This is a genomic window from Serratia sp. M24T3, from assembly GCF_000257645.1.
Taxonomy (GTDB): Bacteria; Pseudomonadota; Gammaproteobacteria; order Enterobacterales; family Enterobacteriaceae; genus Rouxiella.
This window is the reverse complement of record NZ_AJHJ01000028.1, coordinates 11,634-30,271: the sequence shown is the minus strand read 5'-3', so window position 1 is coordinate 30,271 and position 18,638 is coordinate 11,634. Positions and strand designations below refer to the sequence as shown.

Annotated in this window: 14 protein-coding genes; 9 read left to right on the top strand and 5 right to left on the bottom strand. The window is 43.8% G+C overall.

Features of this window, described 5'->3' with window-relative positions; all coding sequences use genetic code 11:
- The first annotated feature begins 57 nt into the window (after positions 1-57).
- The 7 genes from SPM24T3_RS18035 to glnQ all read left to right on the top strand — a co-directional run bounded on the left by SPM24T3_RS18035 (position 58) and on the right by glnQ (position 5,747).
- Entirely contained in the window at positions 58-621 is a 564-nt protein-coding gene (locus SPM24T3_RS18035) for a fasciclin domain-containing protein (RefSeq protein WP_009638233.1), read from the top strand.
- A gap of 101 nt (positions 622-722) precedes the next feature.
- On the top strand, positions 723-1,298 hold the full coding sequence (locus tag SPM24T3_RS18030; protein ID WP_009638232.1) for a sigma-70 family RNA polymerase sigma factor: 576 nt from the start codon (positions 723-725) through the stop codon (positions 1,296-1,298).
- Positions 1,295-2,017 (top strand): anti-sigma factor domain-containing protein, encoded by a 723-nt coding sequence (locus SPM24T3_RS18025; protein WP_009638231.1) that lies wholly within the window; start codon positions 1,295-1,297, stop codon positions 2,015-2,017. Before SPM24T3_RS18030 ends, SPM24T3_RS18025 begins: the two co-directional genes overlap by 4 nt.
- Positions 2,018-2,513: 496 nt before the next feature.
- Positions 2,514-3,017 (top strand): DNA starvation/stationary phase protection protein Dps, encoded by a 504-nt coding sequence (gene dps, locus SPM24T3_RS18020; RefSeq protein ID WP_009638230.1) that lies wholly within the window; start codon positions 2,514-2,516, stop codon positions 3,015-3,017.
- 499 nt (positions 3,018-3,516) lie between these two features.
- Positions 3,517-4,260 carry a glutamine ABC transporter substrate-binding protein GlnH gene (gene glnH / locus SPM24T3_RS18015; protein ID WP_009638229.1) on the top strand — a complete coding sequence of 248 codons (744 nt, stop codon included), beginning with the start codon at positions 3,517-3,519 and terminating at the stop codon, positions 4,258-4,260.
- A gap of 108 nt (positions 4,261-4,368) precedes the next feature.
- Positions 4,369-5,028: a glutamine ABC transporter permease GlnP gene (gene glnP, locus SPM24T3_RS18010; RefSeq protein ID WP_009638228.1), complete on the top strand. Its 660-nt coding sequence runs from the start codon at positions 4,369-4,371 to the stop codon at positions 5,026-5,028.
- On the top strand, positions 5,025-5,747 hold the full coding sequence (gene glnQ, locus SPM24T3_RS18005) for a glutamine ABC transporter ATP-binding protein GlnQ (protein WP_009638227.1): 723 nt from the start codon (positions 5,025-5,027) through the stop codon (positions 5,745-5,747). The genes glnP and glnQ overlap by 4 nt, the downstream gene beginning before the upstream one ends.
- Positions 5,748-5,840: 93 nt before the next feature.
- On the opposite strand, the gene SPM24T3_RS18000 is transcribed toward glnQ, so the two are convergent.
- The 3 genes from SPM24T3_RS18000 to SPM24T3_RS17990 form a co-directional block, all read right to left on the bottom strand.
- A complete protein-coding gene (locus SPM24T3_RS18000; protein WP_009638226.1) occupies positions 5,841-7,862 on the bottom strand; it encodes a glycosyl hydrolase family 18 protein in 2,022 nt (673 codons plus the stop codon).
- Between the two features lie 265 nt (positions 7,863-8,127).
- Positions 8,128-8,475: a putative holin gene (locus tag SPM24T3_RS24810; RefSeq protein ID WP_083836274.1), complete on the bottom strand. Its 348-nt coding sequence runs from the start codon at positions 8,473-8,475 to the stop codon at positions 8,128-8,130.
- A 153-nt stretch (positions 8,476-8,628) separates the two neighbouring features.
- Positions 8,629-11,184: a hypothetical protein gene (locus SPM24T3_RS17990; protein WP_009638223.1), complete on the bottom strand. Its 2,556-nt coding sequence runs from the start codon at positions 11,182-11,184 to the stop codon at positions 8,629-8,631.
- Between the two features lie 455 nt (positions 11,185-11,639).
- On the opposite strand from SPM24T3_RS17990, the gene SPM24T3_RS17985 reads away from it, so the two are divergent.
- On the top strand, positions 11,640-12,467 hold the full coding sequence (locus SPM24T3_RS17985) for a LysR family transcriptional regulator (protein ID WP_009638222.1): 828 nt from the start codon (positions 11,640-11,642) through the stop codon (positions 12,465-12,467).
- Positions 12,468-12,607: 140 nt separating this feature from the next.
- On the opposite strand, the gene rlmF is transcribed toward SPM24T3_RS17985, so the two are convergent.
- Positions 12,608-13,597, bottom strand: coding sequence for a 23S rRNA (adenine(1618)-N(6))-methyltransferase RlmF (rlmF, locus tag SPM24T3_RS17980; RefSeq protein ID WP_009638221.1), 990 nt, complete (start codon positions 13,595-13,597; stop codon positions 12,608-12,610).
- 240 nt (positions 13,598-13,837) lie between these two features.
- Here rlmF and SPM24T3_RS17975 point away from each other — a divergent pair, with 240 nt between their 5' ends.
- Positions 13,838-14,470, top strand: coding sequence for a flavin reductase family protein (locus tag SPM24T3_RS17975; protein ID WP_009638220.1), 633 nt, complete (start codon positions 13,838-13,840; stop codon positions 14,468-14,470).
- A 61-nt stretch (positions 14,471-14,531) separates the two neighbouring features.
- Here SPM24T3_RS17975 and SPM24T3_RS17970 read toward each other — a convergent pair whose 3' ends face one another.
- Positions 14,532-18,590 carry an RHS repeat domain-containing protein gene (locus SPM24T3_RS17970; RefSeq protein WP_009638219.1) on the bottom strand — a complete coding sequence of 1,353 codons (4,059 nt, stop codon included), beginning with the start codon at positions 18,588-18,590 and terminating at the stop codon, positions 14,532-14,534.
- Positions 18,591-18,638 lie beyond the last annotated feature (48 nt).

The window sequence follows — 18,638 nt, the reverse complement described above, 5'->3', positions numbered from 1 at the left end:
TCGTATGTATTGATGTCAGGCAAACATCTTACCGACCCAACCTTAAAGGATTACATCATGAAAACATTTATCCGTACCGCTCTGTGTGCTTCAATTTTGTTCAGCACCGCGTCAATGGCTGCAATGATGTCAGATAACACCACCATGGTGGGTGGTGCTGCAATGTACCCGTCAAAAAATATCGTTGAGAACGCCGTCAATTCTAAAGATCACACCACGCTGGTTGCCGCTGTGAAAGCCGCAGGCCTGGTTGATACACTTTCCGGCAAAGGTCCTTTCACCGTATTTGCGCCAACCAACGCCGCCTTCGCCAAATTACCCGCGGGTACCGTAGACAGCCTGGTCAAACCTGAAAACAAGGCAATGCTGACCAGCATCCTGACTTATCACGTAGTGGCCGGTAAATATGAAATGAAAGATTTAGAAAAATTGCTGAAAAAAGGTGGCGGCCACGCAGAACTTAAAACGGTAAACGGCCAGGCACTATGGCTGATGAGTAATGGCCCACACAATATTCAATTAAAAGATGCTAAAGGCGACATCGCCAATATCAGCACTTATGACGTAAATCAAAGTAACGGTGTTATCGATGTTATCGATACAGTATTAATGCCTAAGTAAATTCAGTCTCCTATAATAATAAGCGGTATTCCCGTTGGAATACTGCCGGGGGAATGCAGTACCGCCGGTGTGCTGCATTCTCTAGTATTCAGGAAGAACGAATGAAAGACAGCGCCTTTGAAAATCCACCCGGCGATGGTGAACTGCATAAGCAACTGATGCAGGCCATGGCTAAAGGGGACCGTCAGGCTTTTGAGCAACTTTACCGTTTAACCTCCCCTCGCCTCTTTGCGGTTGCATTGCGCATGCTGCGCCGACATGCCTGGGCCGAAGAAGTCCTGCACGATAGCTATATAACTGCCTGGAACCGGGCATCTACCTATAATCCTTTGCTCAGTTCGCCGATGACCTGGCTGACGCACATTGTGCGTAACCGCTCGATTGACTGGATGCGCGGCAGTGACAATCAGCTGCTGGAGCTGGAAGAAGGAGCAGAGGAAAGTCTAAGTGATGAATACAGTCAACCGCTTCGCCGTCTGCAACAGGACAGCGACGCGAAAAAATTGGCGGAATGTCTGGGGCATTTACCCTCCGAACAAAGGCAAAGCCTGGTGTTAGCTTACTACCAGGGACTCTCGCATGGCGAAGTTTCCGACCACTTGCAACAACCTCTTGGCACGATAAAAAGTTGGATCCGTCGCGCCCTGGAACACTTAAAGAGCTGCGTGGGCCTATGAAAAACAGACGCGAGTATCGCGCCGCGCTGTCGGCAGAATATGCACTGGGAACGCTTCGCGGATCAGCACGCCTGCAGTTTGAACAGCAGATGTTGCAAGACCCGGAGCTGGCAGCAGAAGTTGCTCGCTGGCAGGAAGCCTTTGCCCAGTTGGATAACCATCTTGACCCTGTAGTGCCGCCCGAGTCAGTTTGGAAACGAATTCAGCTCCAGTTGCCACCCAAACCGTTGCCGCTTGAGCCGACGTTAGAGCATTCCTCAGCGAGCCAAAAATCACGCTCCCGCTTTAACCGTGCCTACATTGGCTGGGCGGTCGCGGCTTGTCTGGCTGCAGTGCTGCTCGTACCTAAGCTGTGGGAAACCTCCGGTTTGAAAAATACAGCGACAACCCCAGTTGCCGTATTGGCCAATAGCGGAGCAACACCCTCAGCTGGCCAATGGGTTGTCATGGCGAGCAACACTTCCCATCAGTTAACTATTACCCCATTGCATGCGGCTCAGGTCGCCAGCGATCGCAGTCTGGAACTGTGGGTAATACCGGCAGGGGGTAAACCAAAATCTCTGGGGCTCGTGAGCAGTGAAGCGCCGACAGCGCTGGCGCTTAATGATATGCAGGCGAATGGCGGTTCGACATTGGCAATAAGCCTGGAGCCTAAAGGAGGCTCGCCGACAGGGCAACCGACCGGCGACGTGTTATATAGTGGTCGCATAACACTTTGATTAATACATTACACTTTAGTTAATACATTATATAAAGGAGGGCCTCGGCTCTCCTTTAAAAAACCTGCACAACATCCGCCTATTATTAGAATAATTATTCATCAAAATTACAGAATAGTCTTAATAATAAAAAATTCATGAATTTAAATGCCAATGAAAATAAATACCATTTAGATTAATGGATTATTACAGGATTTTCTTACAACTAAAAAATCCTTTTTAATCAATAAAATGAAAATAATTTTTTGGCCAAAGGTTGATATTTACCACTTCAACCCATAAGTTATTTATTAACCATATGGGAATGGTTTTTACAAAGCTTATAAATTTTGTAGCGATGAGGGCAGTAAATATTGACTTAACAAAAACGCCATTGAACATTATTAGTTCTAGGCTATAGGATTGATAGGTAATATTTTCCTACGTTATCGCCAAAGCTTGCTATACTTATTTCCGTGAACAAAATACTAACTACTCACTGAAGAGGATATTAATGATGAGTACCGCTAAACTGGTAAAAACGAAATCTTCAGAGCTTCTTTATACACGCAATGATGTTGACGAAAGCACCAAGCTGGAAACCATTAAGGTTTTGAACAAGCTGGTAGTGGAATTTGTGGATCTGTCGCTTATCACCAAACAGGCTCACTGGAACATGCGCGGAGCCAACTTTATTGGCGTGCATGAAATGTTGGATGGTTTCCGTACTGCCATCACTGACCACCAGGATACCATTGCAGAACGTGTGATTCAGCTGGGTGGTACAGCATTGGGTACCGTGCAAGTGGTTAACGATAAAACGCCACTGAAAAGTTATCCAACCAATATTCACTCTGTACAGGAACATCTGAAAGCACTGGCCGAACGCTATGCCATCGTGGCTAACGATACGCGTAAAGCGATTACTCAGGTGGAAGACGAAGATACTGCTGATATATTCACAGCCGCTTCGCGTGATCTCGATAAATTCCTGTGGTTTATCGAAGCGAATATCGAATAGTTTTAAATGCGACAGTTTTTGATGATCACTGTTTGAAATAATCATCAACAATCAATGGGAGGCTTAGGCTTCCCATTTTTTTCACCTTTCAATTAGCATAACCTCCACTTAACCGCACCAATTTCGAGCATTAATTCCCCACATTGCCCTACGCCTCGTTTTAACGCACACTGCCCGCCCCAGAAAATGGCGATAAATCGTCTTTGCAAGGATATTTGTTAGCAGAAATGCGCACTAAATGTATAAAAATGTTAATAAATGCGCATTTTTGAGACAAAAATTAGTATAGCCTAGCGTTTCGCACCATAAAGGATCGTTGCGAAAACAACCGGCACCACAAAGGTGCATTACGCGGTGTACTTTACCATTTCATGCCGCCAACAGGAAACTAACCCATTGAATTTAAAGATATGTGCAAATGTGGTATAACTTTTGCTTATCACCCCACGTAACTATAAAAGGGTATGTATTCCCATAGACAATTAAAGGAATTGCACTTATGAAGTCGATGTTAAAGGTTTCTCTGGCCGCACTGACGCTGGCCTTTGCAGTAAGCTCACACGCAGCACAAGAAAAACTTATCGTTGCTACAGATACCGCATTCGTTCCTTTCGAATTTAAACAGGGCGACAAATACGTTGGTTTTGATATCGACCTTTGGGCTGCACTGGCAAAAGAAATGAAAGTTTCTTATACCCTCAAGCCTATGGACTTTGACGGTATCATCCCGGCTTTGCAGACCAAAAACATCGACTTGGCTCTGGCTGGTATCACCATCACACCACAGCGCGCGCAGGCTGTTGATTTCTCTGATGGTTATTATACCAGCGGTTTAATCACCATGGTGCAGTCAAGCAATAAAGACATCAAAAGTACCGCTGACTTAAACGGTAAAGTGATTGCAGTCAAGAGCGGCACCAGCTCTGTCAACTACATTGCTTCCAACCTGAAACCTAAAGACGTTCGCCAGTTCCCGAATATCGACAGCGCCTACATGGAATTGGGTACGGGCCGTGCTGACGCAGTATTGTTCGATGCACCAAACATTCAGTACTACATCAAAACTGCCGGTCACGGTAACTTCAAAACTGTAGGGCCGGCTGTTGCAGGTCAGGACTACGGTATTGCCTTCCCGAAAGGCAGCCCAATGCGTGACAAAGTTAACGCCGCGCTGAAAACTCTGCGCGCCAACGGCACTTATGCAGCTATCTATAAAAAATGGTTCGATGCAGAACCTAAATAATCGAAGTATTGCGATATAGAACCTACCGTCAACGTTAGAAGCTATATCACCGGCCCTGAGTGAATTTCGCCAGGGTCGGCTTGTTTTTGTTTATCAGGAGATTAATCCATGCAGTTTGACTGGAGCGTTGTTTGGGCCGCTCTTCCTATCCTTCTTGAAGGCGCCAAGATGACCCTGTGGATTTCTATCCTGGGTTTAGTGGGCGGCGTAATTATCGGCGTCACTGCGGGCTTCGCGCGCGCATTTGGTGGAATGATCAGCCGTAATATTGCTCTGGTATTTATCGAGCTTATTCGCGGTACTCCAATTGTTGTTCAGGTAATGTTTATCTATTTTGCCTTGCCAATGATGATCAGCGGATTGCGTATCGATCCCTTTACCGCTGCCGTGGTAACGATCATTATCAACTCCGGTGCCTATATTGCCGAGATTACTCGCGGGGCCGTGCAGTCTATCAACCGTGGCTTTAACGAAGCTGGCCTGGCGCTGGGGCTTTCCCGTCGTGCAACGCTGCGTTACATCATCATGCCTTTGGCCCTGCGCCGCATGTTGCCACCGTTGGGTAACCAATGGATCGTCAGTATCAAAGATACCTCGCTGTTTATTGTTATCGGCGTAGCGGAACTTACTCGTGAAGGTCAGGAAATCATTGCCGGTAACTTCCGCGCGATGGAGATCTGGAGTGCTGTTGCCGTTATCTATCTGATCATCACGCTGGCACTGAGCTTTGCGATGCGCCGCTTAGAACGCAAACTGAAAATTTTATGATTGAATTTAAAAACGTTTCCAAACACTTTGGCAAAACCCAGGTGTTACATAATATCGAGCTGAACATCAAACAGGGCGAAGTCGTGGTCATTATCGGCCCTTCAGGCTCAGGTAAATCTACCCTGCTGCGCTGCATCAACAAGCTGGAAGAAATCACTTCCGGTGACTTGATAGTCGATGGGCTGAAGGTTAACGACCCTAAAGTCGATGAGCGCCTTATTCGTCAGGAAGCGGGCATGGTTTTCCAGCAATTCCATCTGTTCCCACACATGACTGCACTGGAAAACGTCGCCTTTGGCCCGATTCGCGTGCGCGGTGCGAGCAAGGATGACGCACAAAAACTGGCAAAAGAGCTGCTGGCTAAAGTGGGCCTTTCTGAAAGAGCGCACCACTACCCTTCCGAGCTTTCTGGCGGCCAACAGCAGCGCGTGGCGATTGCCCGTGCGCTGGCAGTCAAACCTAAGCTGATGCTGTTTGATGAGCCAACCTCGGCGCTGGATCCAGAACTGCGTCATGAAGTGCTGACCGTCATGAAAGATCTCGCGGAAGAAGGCATGACAATGGTTATTGTGACCCATGAAGTCGGCTTTGCCGAGAAAGTGGCTTCGCGTCTGATCTTTATTGATAAAGGTCGCATTGCTGAAGATGGTCCTCCGGCCGAGTTGATTGCCAACCCGCCAAGCGATCGTTTACGCGAATTCCTGCAGCACGTTTCCTAAGAAAAAAGGCCTCGAAAGAGGCCTTTTAGCATTTATCATCAATAAGTTAGAGTTTTAAGGACTCTAGTGCCAGTACTCGACAGTTTTCAGTAATTACACTGTTTCATTCCACAATGTAATCGCAACCCCCGGTATCCAGCCTGAGTTAGAAGTATGCGGATTGATACAAATATATTTAACTCCCGCATAAATGACTTTGTCACCTTTACGGTAAATATGGCCGCTCACTACCCATGCCGGATAATCTTTAGGCGTTGGGTCAGGTTTCACATTTTGCGATTTAACTACGGTAAGAACGAAGCATTGCTTTTCTGCCGCTGCGCCTTTTGCATCTTTAACTACCAGCTCAAAAGAAAAATCAGTTGCCGTGGAAACATCAGGCGCTTTGATTTCAATAACGTCTGCTTTGGTATCAGCGCTGACAATACCCGCGGGCAGAATCCACTGATAGGACAACTGATCGCCATCTTCATCGCTAGAAGCCTGCGCTGATAATTGCACAACGGATCCCGAAGTCACTCGCAGGGCGATATTTCCTTTTGGCGCACGATTAGTTTTATCTGCTTCATCTTTTTCTTTTTCTTTTTCTTTTTCATCTTCGCCGTTTTTAGGCTTAACATTGATACCCTCGAAATAAAAATGTTTCATGTCAATGACTTGCGTTTCAATCTCGCAGCCCAATCCTTCTCTCGCGGCATTAACCAGTACACCGTTATCCTGATCAATCGTCCAAGTGAATAAAGCCCCTAAATTATGCTTCATCACATACTCCCCCTTGGCTTTTACTGTTCGTGGAGTATCAATAGACAAAAACAATTTACTCTGTGGGCTATAGAGATAATCGGCATCGGCAATTTGGTCGGTATAGACATTAAAACCGTTGCGACCGCATTGGTTTTCGAGATCCAGATAGTTATAAATTAAATCGGCCCAAACAGTGCTTGCCGATTCTAAAGTCCCGGTAGTCAGGCTTTTTTTAAGGTCATGTGAGCCTTTCAACGGCGAGAAACTTTCAATTTCGACTTTTTTCGCGTTGCGTGAATAACCGGCATATCCGATATTAATGCGGTCAGAAGCAATACCCTGCGCGATAAGATAATTGATAACTGTATCGACGGAGTCGCCATCAGGCTCTTTCGGCATAATGTTGGTGTGGTGATTTAATTCCTTTGCCCACGGTATACCAAAGAAATCATAGGTCATCAGATTGATACCATACAAACCGACAGCCAGTAATTCCTTGATTTTAGAGTGAACAATTTTTTTCACTACAGCAGCCGCTGCAATACTAATTTTGACATCAGAACGGCCGGCGGCATCTAGCTGCTGACGTAGTTCTTTAATCAACAAAACATAGTTATCACCATCTTCCGGGCCAAAAGGGTTCTCATTGCCGATATCGTTAGGATATTCCCAGTCGATATCGATTTCGCTGAACATTGGAAACTGTTTAAACAGCTTTACGACACCCAGAGCAAAGATCTTTCGGCTTTCTGAGCTAGCAGCCAGTTCGTGGAAAATATTACTCATTGTCCAGCCGCCAATACTCATGGAAAGAGCCAGCTCATGACCCAGTTTTTTGGCTTTTTGCTGGAAATCACGCAGTCCACCGAGGATCCCTTTCGAGTTTTCCTGAGTAACTGTGGCCACGTCAATCTCTCGCCAGGCTTCAGGCTGGTCACAGTTACGGTATGACTGGAAATCACCCCAAGGATCCAAAAATAGAGGTTCATACTTGCTTTTATTTTGTAATGATGCAGCAGCATCAATTTTTTTCACCATATCTCCCTGGTCACCGAAAATACCGATAAAGCCAAAAATAATTTTATCAAAAGCCGTTGGGGATAAATTAGCCAAGTCATAGCCTGCCCCGCGGTTATCTTTTTCGAACTTATTATCTAATCGACCATCATATTGTGACCAATCAGTGTAATAACCGAAAACTTTAGGTTTACCCTGAGTTTTATATTTATTATAAACAGGTTTCATTACTCGACTTGAGGTATAGCTGTAATTACTAATCTCAACTTTAGGATCAAAGTTATCCATTTCATACGTTTTTTCTGTATGTTCATCTTTTTGGACAAGTAAACTGTTAATCACTTTGTTATTCATTTTTCTCTCTTTATAATTAGATAATATTTTACATACCAGCAGGCATTTCATCCTTCTGCCTTGGCGTGTTTAAATTAACCGTATTAAGCCATAACGTATATTCCAAATAATGACACACACACCACAACAATTGAAATGTGCTTTATATAGTAAATTAATGACATATTGAAAAACCATTAAACCTTAAGGTAATAAAATACTTTTCATAAGCATAAATATAAAAATTAAAAACAACCCAGATTAAAACCACCAACAAACAGGAATTTCAACTTTCCTTGAAGCGAGCAACGAAATCATTGATGTTATTACCAATAGCTTTCAATATTTTTATACACAGTGCAGAGGAAATCATGGCGCCAAAGGAAGCCTCAGCGACTACTGAACTTGGCGTTATTGCAGAAAGAAAATTGGCTGCGAACTCAGCAGATATAATCCCAGTCATAAATGAGATTATAAATAAAGCTATAGTTTTAGATTTTGAACGCGTTTTTTCTGTAAACGTATAGTATATTGCTCCAGTTGAGGCCCCCATGGCAACACTAGATCCAGACGTAAAATGTAAACTCACATAAGAAATTATTTGGTTAAACATTATAATAAACGTACTATTCACTTTATTATCACCTTATCTGATAAATACTTTAATACCCCGAACCCAAGTATTTATCACCTCTTTAATAATCACGACTTCGCTTTACGGCTATAAAATCAGAAACAAAAAGCTGAGCTTTCTGCCTCTGATTTATTCCTTCATTTAATTAGAAATCTATTTCAATGTATCCAGGAATGTTAATGGTTGATCGCGGTAAGCATTTAGCCTGTCACCAACCCAAGCCGTATCAGCGGCGGTACAACTTAATGGTGGAACAATACCCAACGTACAGCCGCCACCTAGCAGAACGGCGAAAATTCCCTGTTTTGCAAAATCTTTATAACCAGGTTCAGAGACGTCGAATTTGCCTTTGCGCGTATACATGTGCTCAGGCGTTGCGCCTACCTGTGCCGCCGTAGCCGGAGCATATTTGTTGAAATCAAACTCACGAATCGTCGAGTGGATATTTTTTACGTCAGAGCCAAGCGCGGCATCGCCAAACAAGTAGTTAGCGCTAGAGCCCCAATGCTGCTCCTCAAAATTATCGGTCACATAATCTGTTTTTAAAGGCGTGCGGCTGGCAGGAATTTGCCAAGGCATTACAGGGCAGTTAAGCTGTTCGCTAACTTCAGCACAAAAATCATAGAATCGACGCCATTCATGCGGGCCATAGCAATAGCTATTAACATAAGAGCGAATAGTTAAGTCATCAGCCTCATAGCGGTCAATAGCCAAGAAATCCGGGCAATAATCCCCACTATAGACCTGCAAGGATTTAAGATAATCTGCGGTATCCTTCCCTGCTTTTTGTGGCGTCATAGAACCTTTATTATCATAGATCCATATAGAACTTCCGACTCCCCAAAGATTAATTTGCCAACCAAACGTAACTGATGGAGCAATGGTGCGAGCCAACCAGTTAACGCTTTGAATATACCCCCCCACATTATCTTCAATAGCTTCAGGGATTGCCAAATCGATATTCCAGTGCTTTAGCGCATCGCCTAACGGACTGCGAACAGGCATTGGAGTTTCTTTAGTAATATTATTTTTTTGACATTCGCCGAGAAAATCAGGGTTTACGATAAAACCAGCAGAAACTGGGTGTGCAGCATCCTGTCTTTTTTGTGCCGTAGATAAGGCTAGAATAAAATTACCATAGCAGTGCATATGAGCATCTCGATCGCCAAGACCCGATATACCACCACCTGATAATTGAACTGTGTAAGAGATCATCACTGGTAAAACATTTCCGTCAGCAGGTAATTCATTTTCAATGGCACGGGCCATATTAATCGAATTCACTGTGGCATCATCCTTAGCAAGAAACTCATGGGGATTTCCATCACCACCAGTACCTGCATATTTAAATATTGATGAGGTGCGGGCATTAACCAATAAGTCCTTGTTATTGCCTTCAAACGTGATGCAACCACCAAATGACAGATAATCGGGAAAACCACGGACTGATAGATTGGCAGAACGTTTTATATCAATATTGAGAATATTTTCATCCGTACTGTTTACAACCAATAGCTCAGCATTTTTTACGATATGTAATATTTTATTATCAATAAAGTTTTCGATAACTACACGGTATGAGCCTGGCATTACTGCTAAAGGCAATGTTATTGTCAGATTCTTTACCTCGATTTCCTGAACGTAATTCATTTCATCGGATAATAACCGGACAGTCATTTTTTTGGAAATTTCACTATCCGTGTTAATTTTAAATTTTAATGGTTGAAAAGTAGATGTTTTACTCTCGGTGCATTCCATCATATCACGTGTAATAACGTGATTGACAAGATTGCCCTCTAGTTTCAATACTGGAACGTTAAAGGAGATATGTTTGTTATTTAATTTCAACGGCGTGATATCAGTTGACAAATTACCATCATAACTAATACGACGTATATTTTTACTTACACCTGTAAGCACATCAAAATTATATATTTCTTCCTCTGTTTTCAGGGAAACCTTTAATTGCTCATCTGCAATCTCTTCTGCTTTTTCGATTTTAAAATCTACTGCACTAAAATAACTTACCTTGCCAAATGAGACCTCTACATGAGATGTGTTTCCAGCAATAATATTGGCTAATTTAGGAGCAACAATAACGGGAACCACGGCGGTAGCATCTTCATTTTCAATCGTTTCGGCTTGAAGCAAATAATTACCCGATAACAAACTGATTTGTTGCTGTTTTCCCGGATTTAATTCAGCAGTCTGCGTAATTTCTCCGTAACTTAATTTTATAACAGGTTTTATATTATTTAATTTCTTTTCATCCGGTGATACAGCACAGTTAATATTAATTGTTCCTTCGGTTGCGGGTAACTGGTCTGCGGTAATAGTTATTTTTGAACAACATTCCGGAAGCATTTTTGGTAGGTTTGATGTTGTTGCCGTTGGTGCATCAAAAGGAATGGTAATGCAATCTTTATCCGATAAAGAGAACTTTTGCCCAGACTCTGCCTTTATAGTAATCATCACGGAAACAGTTTTATCATCGATGGGCTGATTTTTAACTTCGCTGGAAAAAGCCATCCAAGGCACCGTGCTAATTTGTAAAGCATCACTCGCTGGCACAGGAGCAACAAAATAAAACGATAAAAATGATTCCGCCTCCACCGCAGAGCCATCATTGTTTCGAATTTTAGATATAACAATAGAACCATACCAGTTACTCAGTGTAGAACCTATATTTGCATCATAAATAATAGACATAAATGTATTCCCTAATAATGAAATTATTTTTTATCGAAATAAGTTTATTTCATTAACGACAATGCCATTGATGAGGAATTAGTGACATTCCAATTACTGCCTTTCAGATTCCAACAATTGAAATATAACCCTATGATGACTTATGCCATATTTAGTGCACTTTAACCAACAGAAGACTGTTGTAATAAAAAATTAACAGCTGGCATGATTTAATCCTAAAAATGACATTCTGTTAAAAACTGCGTAACTCACTTAATCTCACATTAATAAAAACTAAAATATGACTAAAAAACAACATTATAATTTTAATAAACTTTAACAGGAAATTACTTAAAAGAGACAAAGCTCGTTTTTAAGCTTTAAAAACAACTGACTAGAAAACACATTTATTTTAAAAAATTGCTCTTTAAATCTGTATAAAATTTCAGGACATTATAACGTATGAGGTTTAAGCAATGATCAGTAAAAGATTAAAATCATTTATTGTCACTGTCCAGGAAGGAACGATCGCCAAAGCCGCTGAAAAATTATTCACTACACCACCGCCACTGAGCCGGCAAATAAAACTTCTTGAGAATGAACTAGGGATTAGACTTTTTACCCGCAGCAACGCCGGGATGAGACTGACGGATAAAGGGAGCGATTTTTATCAAAAAACAGTTCAGGCATATAATCTATTATTAAGTTTCTCGGAAAAAAGAAATGTTAAAAAAAAGCGGGAAATCGTAGTAAATAATTTACCTAGCATGCACATTTACTCTTTATCAGATTATCTTTCTCACAATTCAAATATAATATCCTCATATACTCAAGATAGCTCTCCAGATATTATTATTTCCACCAGCCCAATAGCGGATAATGGAAGAGTTCAATTTGTTAAGAAAATCTCCTCCACCATGAAACTTGTTTCAACAAATACCGAATCAGGTGATGAAGACAGTTATAAAAAGTTGCCATTCATTCAAAGCTCACATTTGATGAAATATTATGGTTTCAAAAATTATCTGCATTCTCTCGAAGAAAGGGGATTTACTGGCGGCATAATTATTAATGATTGTTTTTTAGCTAGAGTTGAATCCGTGCTTGCTGGTCGAAGTCTCGCAATACTATCGAAAGATTTTTTTGACACTTCTTATGCAAAAGATCTAAATATGAAAATTATTGCCGGGGTAGATTTTTCGATCGGGTACTGGATTTATAAGTCATTCGAAAATATTAACTGTGACGATATTCTGGCATATTATGATAAAAACAGGTTTTCTACTCTGGCGACTGCGGATTAAAAACGCTGGCTGATCAAACAAAATATTAGTACTGTTTTCAATCGCTTTGTTCAAAGCCTTTGAAGCAGCTTTTTGCCAGCAAAAAAAAACACCGGATCAATGTTAATCGATCCGGTGTTTTAATATTTACAAAGTTAAATTTATGCCCAGCGCTTGCCACCCCAGGCTTTCTGCTGGGACGGTGTCAGGAAGGTCCAGGCCACAAAGCGGCTGACTTTCTGGCCCTGAGCCATTTCAACGGTACGCACATTGGTCGCGCCGGCTTCTTCGAGAGCATCGTATATCAACGGCAAGGTCGTTTTTTTGGAAATCAGCACCGTGAACCACAGGCAGTTATTTGCTTTAACTGCGCTTTCTTCAACCATGCGCTCTACAAATGCCTCTTCGCCGCCTTCACACCACAATTCGTTATGTTGACCGCCGAAGTTAAGTTCTGATTTATCTCCACGGCGATTCAGGCCCAGATTATCGCGCTTGCGCTGGCTTCCTGCGGCAGCTTCTTCAGCTGAGGCATGGAACGGCGGATTACAGATAACCGCGTCATAACGCTCGTCGTGGCGAATAATCGTGTCAAAAATGCGCGGCGGTTTAGCCTGCAAACGGAAACGCACCTGATTGGTTAATAGCGGGTTAGTGGCGACGATCTTTTTCGCAGCAGCCATTGAAACCTCATCAATTTCACTGGCGGTAAAGCGCCAGCCGTATTCACGCAGGCCAATTATCGGGTAAATACAGTTCGCCCCCACGCCGATATCCAGAATGGCGACGTTTTTGCCCTGTGGGATCTCGCCGCCGTTGCTGGTAGCCAGCAGATCGGCCAAGTGGTGGATATAATCGGCACGACCCGGGATCGGCGGACACAGATAATCGGCCGGAATATCCCAGTTTTCAATCTGATAGAAATGACGCAACAGCGCGCGATTAAGCGCCTTGACCGCCTGCGGATCGGCAAAATCTATTGACAGGTCGCCCCATTTATTTTCTGCGACAAACGCTTCTAGCTCTGGGCTGCTGACAATCAGGGCAGGAAAATCATAGCGGCTACGATGGCGATTTCGCGCGTGAAGCCCGCTTTTTTCCTGCGGGAAAACTATCTTTTTATCCTGCGGAATCGCTTTCTTTCTTTCCACCTTAATGACTCTCCAATATCAATGTTAAGCTTACCCGACCACATAAACTGGTTAAAATAGCACCTGCGTCGGGAAAAATTCTGCCGCGTAAGATAACACAAACCGTCGCCATTGACTGTCGGCATCACACAGAAGGCCACTGTAAATCCAGTCAATCTTGGCTAAGCTATTGAAAACGTCTCATTGGCTGGTCTGCAAATAGTTAATGAGTGCAAAATATCCGGCCCAAAAAGGTGAATTATGAGCTCTGACGATCGCTATTTTTATGAACCCGCAAAAGGGCACGGCCTGCCGCACGATCCCCTCAACGCGATAGTCGGACCGCGTCCTATTGGCTGGATAGCTTCGCGCAACGCAAAAGGTCAAAGAAATCTCGCTCCCTACAGTTTCTTCAACTGCTTTAATTATCGACCACCAATCATTGGTTTCGCCAGCAGTGGCTGGAAAGACAGCGTGGCTAATATCGTTGAAACAGGTGAGTTTGTCTGGAATCTGACCACCCGTAGCCTGGCGGTGAAAATGAATGAAAGCTCCGCCTCGCTGGAACATGGTCGCGATGAGTTTGAATTTTCGGGCCTGACGCCAATAGCCGGCAGCATTGTTGCCGCCGATCGCGTCGCCGAAAGTCCGGTAAATTTTGAGTGTAAACTTTCACAATGTATTCAGTTGCAAGGCTCATCAGGTGAGAAAATCGATACCTGGCTGGTACTTGGAGAAGTGGTTGCGGTACATATTGCCCGCCATTTACTTAATGAAGAGGGAATTTATCAGACGGCGTTGGCCGAGCCGGTTTTACGTGCCGGTGGTCCGTCGGCCTACTATTCTATCTCTGAAGATTTGCGTTTTGACCTGATACGCCCCGACGCCCGTTAGTCTTGTGACTTCAATAAGTGATAAAAACCGGGCGACATGCCCGGTTCTCTTTTGCCGATAATTACTTCTCTTCTGCTGCCTGCGTGCCATAAGCGGTATAGCGATACTCGCGAGTCTTGCCTTCTTCATTGGCAGTCATTATAGAGCTTTTACTGTCGGTACCGATAAGTGACGTGGTTTGCTTATCACCCTCATGGTTAATCTGAGCAACATTGCTGCCCGCAGCGTAAACCAGACGCACACGACTATCTTTGGTGTCACTTTGCGGCTGCCCTTCAGGGCTCATCCACTCATTGACCAATTTGTTACTACGATAATATAAACGATGTAACTGCTTGGTTTTATCCACAATTTGCCAGCTCAATACGTTCTGAGCATTGTAGCCATAACGGCCACTGCCTTTTTCACCTGCAACACTTTGCAAACGGCCCAATGCATCGTAGGAAAGTTTTCGGCCCGCTTCATCCAAGATCATACGACCTGCAGCATCATAGGTCAGCGCGATTTTTGCAGGATATTCCTTCGCACTCAAACTGTTGGTAACTGAGGTCAACTGACAAGGATCTTTACTGTTTTCAAAATGATAAGTAGCCACATTTTGACTGCCATTTTTAAGCATCGTGGTGCAGGTAGTGATGTTACCCAACACGTCAAAGGTGAAATCCTGGCGAGTAAACGCATTACCATAGGCATCTTTTGGCAGTTGGCCTTCTAGCGGACCAGCTTTGTAGGTTACCAGGCGATTACGCGAGTCGTAGAGATAGGTTTCATTACTTAACACTTCGCTGCCACGCAGGCGAGTGCGGCTCTCCAGCTGGCTATTAACATTCCAGTTCTGCCTGATGTGATAAGTTTCACCGTTGCTATGCGCCACAACTCTCGCCGTTTCACGCCCGAAATCATCAAATGTCAAAGAGGTAGTCAATGTGTGTTTCTTGCTTATTTCTACGACTTCCCAGCCAGTAACTCTTTGAAACTCATCGTAATGAGGGGTGACTTTCAGTTCTGAGTCACTCACTTCCAAAAGCTGACCGGTAGAGGTGCCTGAAACGCCAAATTTACGCTGTCGGCTAACATTTTCAATATCGCTATCCTTCTCGACCGCACCGGCCAATGAATATTGATAGCCAACTGATTTTTCTGTGCCGCCGTGAATAATCGACATTTCAGACTTCACACGACCTGAAGGATAGGTTAACCAACGATTTGATGAATTATTTTCCGTGGCTTTGGTCATCATTGCCGTTGGGAGATGATAGTCAAAAGATTGCGTGACCGCGCCAGCGCCTTCACCGGCATAAAGATGAGTCACCGCATCCCCCAAATTAGGATCGCTGACCGTACGCGTGACGACACCATCTGGCCCTTTTACCGATGTTGGGCGAGTTTGCCAGGCATGGGTATAGGTCATTACACTGGTTCGACCGCCGCTGGTCGTTTCTAGCAAACGCCCGAGACGGTCGAATTTCTGGGTGCCGAGAACAGTCTCTTTGCCGTTCTTATCCGTCACGCTGATTTGGGTTACCAGTTTACCTGTGGAAAAAGGAGCATAGGTTTTACTGATTTTCGAGCCATCGCTCAAAGAAGTCGAAATAACACGATCCTCTTCGTCATAGTTAAAGAGAGTGCTACGCAACAGCGCATCAGTGGATTTACGCAATCGCCCCACCCCATCCCATGATTGAGACTGGGTACTATATTGATTTCCTTGAATTAAAAAAATTTCTGTTTGCAGCGGGTGATGAGTTTCGCTGAAATGAGTTACCTGCTTGCCGGTCATTTGCCTGCCATTCTGACTGCTACTCCAGCTAGTCGTGCTGAGTGCAATCGGATCGGTAATGTTGTAATGGATTACGCCATCTTGCCCGGTAGTCGAATAGCTTTGCCCCCAGTTATCCTGAGTTACAACCTGGCTTGATTCGAGGATTTGTGGCGTTTGCGACCCTGGATTGAGGATGTCTCTCCCAGTGACTTTAAAGACCGCGCCAAACTTGTCGTAGTGGTTGGTACTGACCAACTGCCAGGCGTCTGACTGACCTGAAACCATACTTTTTGAATCACGGTCAATCACCCATTGTGTGATTTCACGCCCGAGACCGTCGTAATCCACGCGCATTTTATTGCCAAGAACATCAGTATGAATCGTGCTGGCAGGCTGGTTTTTAAGACGCTCGGGAAGCGTATAACTATAAGTTTCCGTTGAAGTATATGCGGGTTTGTCAGGATGGTGTGTCTGAGAAAGGATGCGGCCCAACGCATCATAGGCGTAGGCTACCGTGTTGCCTGCCACGTCGGTTTCCGACAATAGATGCCCGCTGTGACGACAAAGTTTGCTGCTACTTTCAGTGGTAAACAACGGAGTAATGCCATCTTCACTCAGCATCTGGTTTTTAACGCTTTGTATCAGCGTCTCACCTTGCGCCTCCATCGAGAGAGTTTGTTTCACGCTGAAAGTTTTACCATGGGTCGAATATCGTGTACGCAGTTTGCTTTTTACACGACCAAAATTAACCCCAGCCTGGGTGTGATAGATTAATTGCTCGCGAAATTTCGATGTACCGTTAATCTTCAGCGTTTCAGACTCTTTCAACACCGCGTAGGAAACTGCGCTGCCAGCCAGGGGTGTAAATTTCTGATAACGATATTCAGTACATGAAACGGGTTCATCAGCATAACTGGTTTTAGGCGGGGTAACTGTGGTGCTCTTGATATAACGGCGAAAACCAAAAGCATCAGCCGGGCAGCCTTCTTCGCCTTCGCAAGAATAGTAGACATGAGTGGTGACGGTGCCATCAGGGGCTTTCTGACTAACTAAATTTCCACTGTTTGAATAATTGCCCTGAGCGTCTTTGTCGTAGTCGTATTCGGTGACTTCCGGTGCTTTCAGCTCGGCACCTTTCTGCCACACTTTAGTCACTTTTTGCGGCATCTGTAGTACAGAAGGCTGCTTCTCAAAGTCGAAATTTTCTTTAAGAAAATATTTAGTTATTTGCGAAGTAATGCAATCACCACTGGCAATTTTTTCAATAGTTTGAAGATGGTAACTGTTATAAGTTCGCTGAATTATCTTGTCTTGCTGGCCTTCTGGTGCTTTTTGCGTCTCGGTTGAACCATAGATGTAATCGGTAGGAAAACTGTAGATATAATCATTACCGGCATCAAATTGGCCATACTGCAGTGTTCCACCTAAATAGTTATTGCCGGTATAACTGTAGTTAACCGTCATGTCAGGCTGGCCGTAACCGGGAGAAGTAATTAACCGAATTATCGCCGGTACAAATTCGGTGCCAAATTGATGGTTTACCCGCATTGCCTGAGGATCATAGAGAGCCTGCTCGGTGAGACCGGTGGGAGCAGTCACCTCTTTCAATATGCACTTGCCAAACATACGCAGTTTGTCGTCATCCCAGCTGTAATTCAGACTCCATTTCAAATTATTTTTCAGACTGGTGTTTTCGATATTATGCAAATACTGCGAGCCACTGGCGGTAGTAAAAGAAAGCAATAGTTCAACACTGTCTTTTTTCTCCGGGAATAATGTTATAGCAACATTATCTGGACTTGATTGATAACTTAGTTTGCACAGACAAATGTTATCATCATCCGTCACACTCAATAATTGATTATGACCATTCCATTTTAGTTTTAAACGGCTGCCCAGTGGCGATTCTATATATCGAGGTAAATTAAGTGTTGAAGCACCATTGTTTGTTGTCAGATATTCACATTGCCCAGATTTGTGAACAATACGATAAAAAGTATCTGATCCTTCGGTGTATTTTTTAATCCTGATATTGTCGAGTTTATTCTGGCGAATAGTCAAAGAGTTAGCAAACTCATCAACCTTATACATTTCACCAGTACTCAAGGTCAGCACTTTACTTAGACTGTCATAGGATGAAAGCCCCAACGTTACGCCAACGCCCAATCCAAACAGGTTTTCAGTCAGCATCGGCGAATAACGCAGGGTCATATCGAGGAATGGACCGCGTTTATCATTACCGGCTAAATTTTCCAGTGGGAAATTAAAAAGAAATATCCCGGTACGAGGGTCAACTCGCCCTTGTGCGGCACTCACAAAGTTAAATGCCTGGGTAAATATAGTGTTTCCTTCACTCATAATTCAAGATCTCCACAGGTATATCAGAATTTAATGCCCTCACTTTTC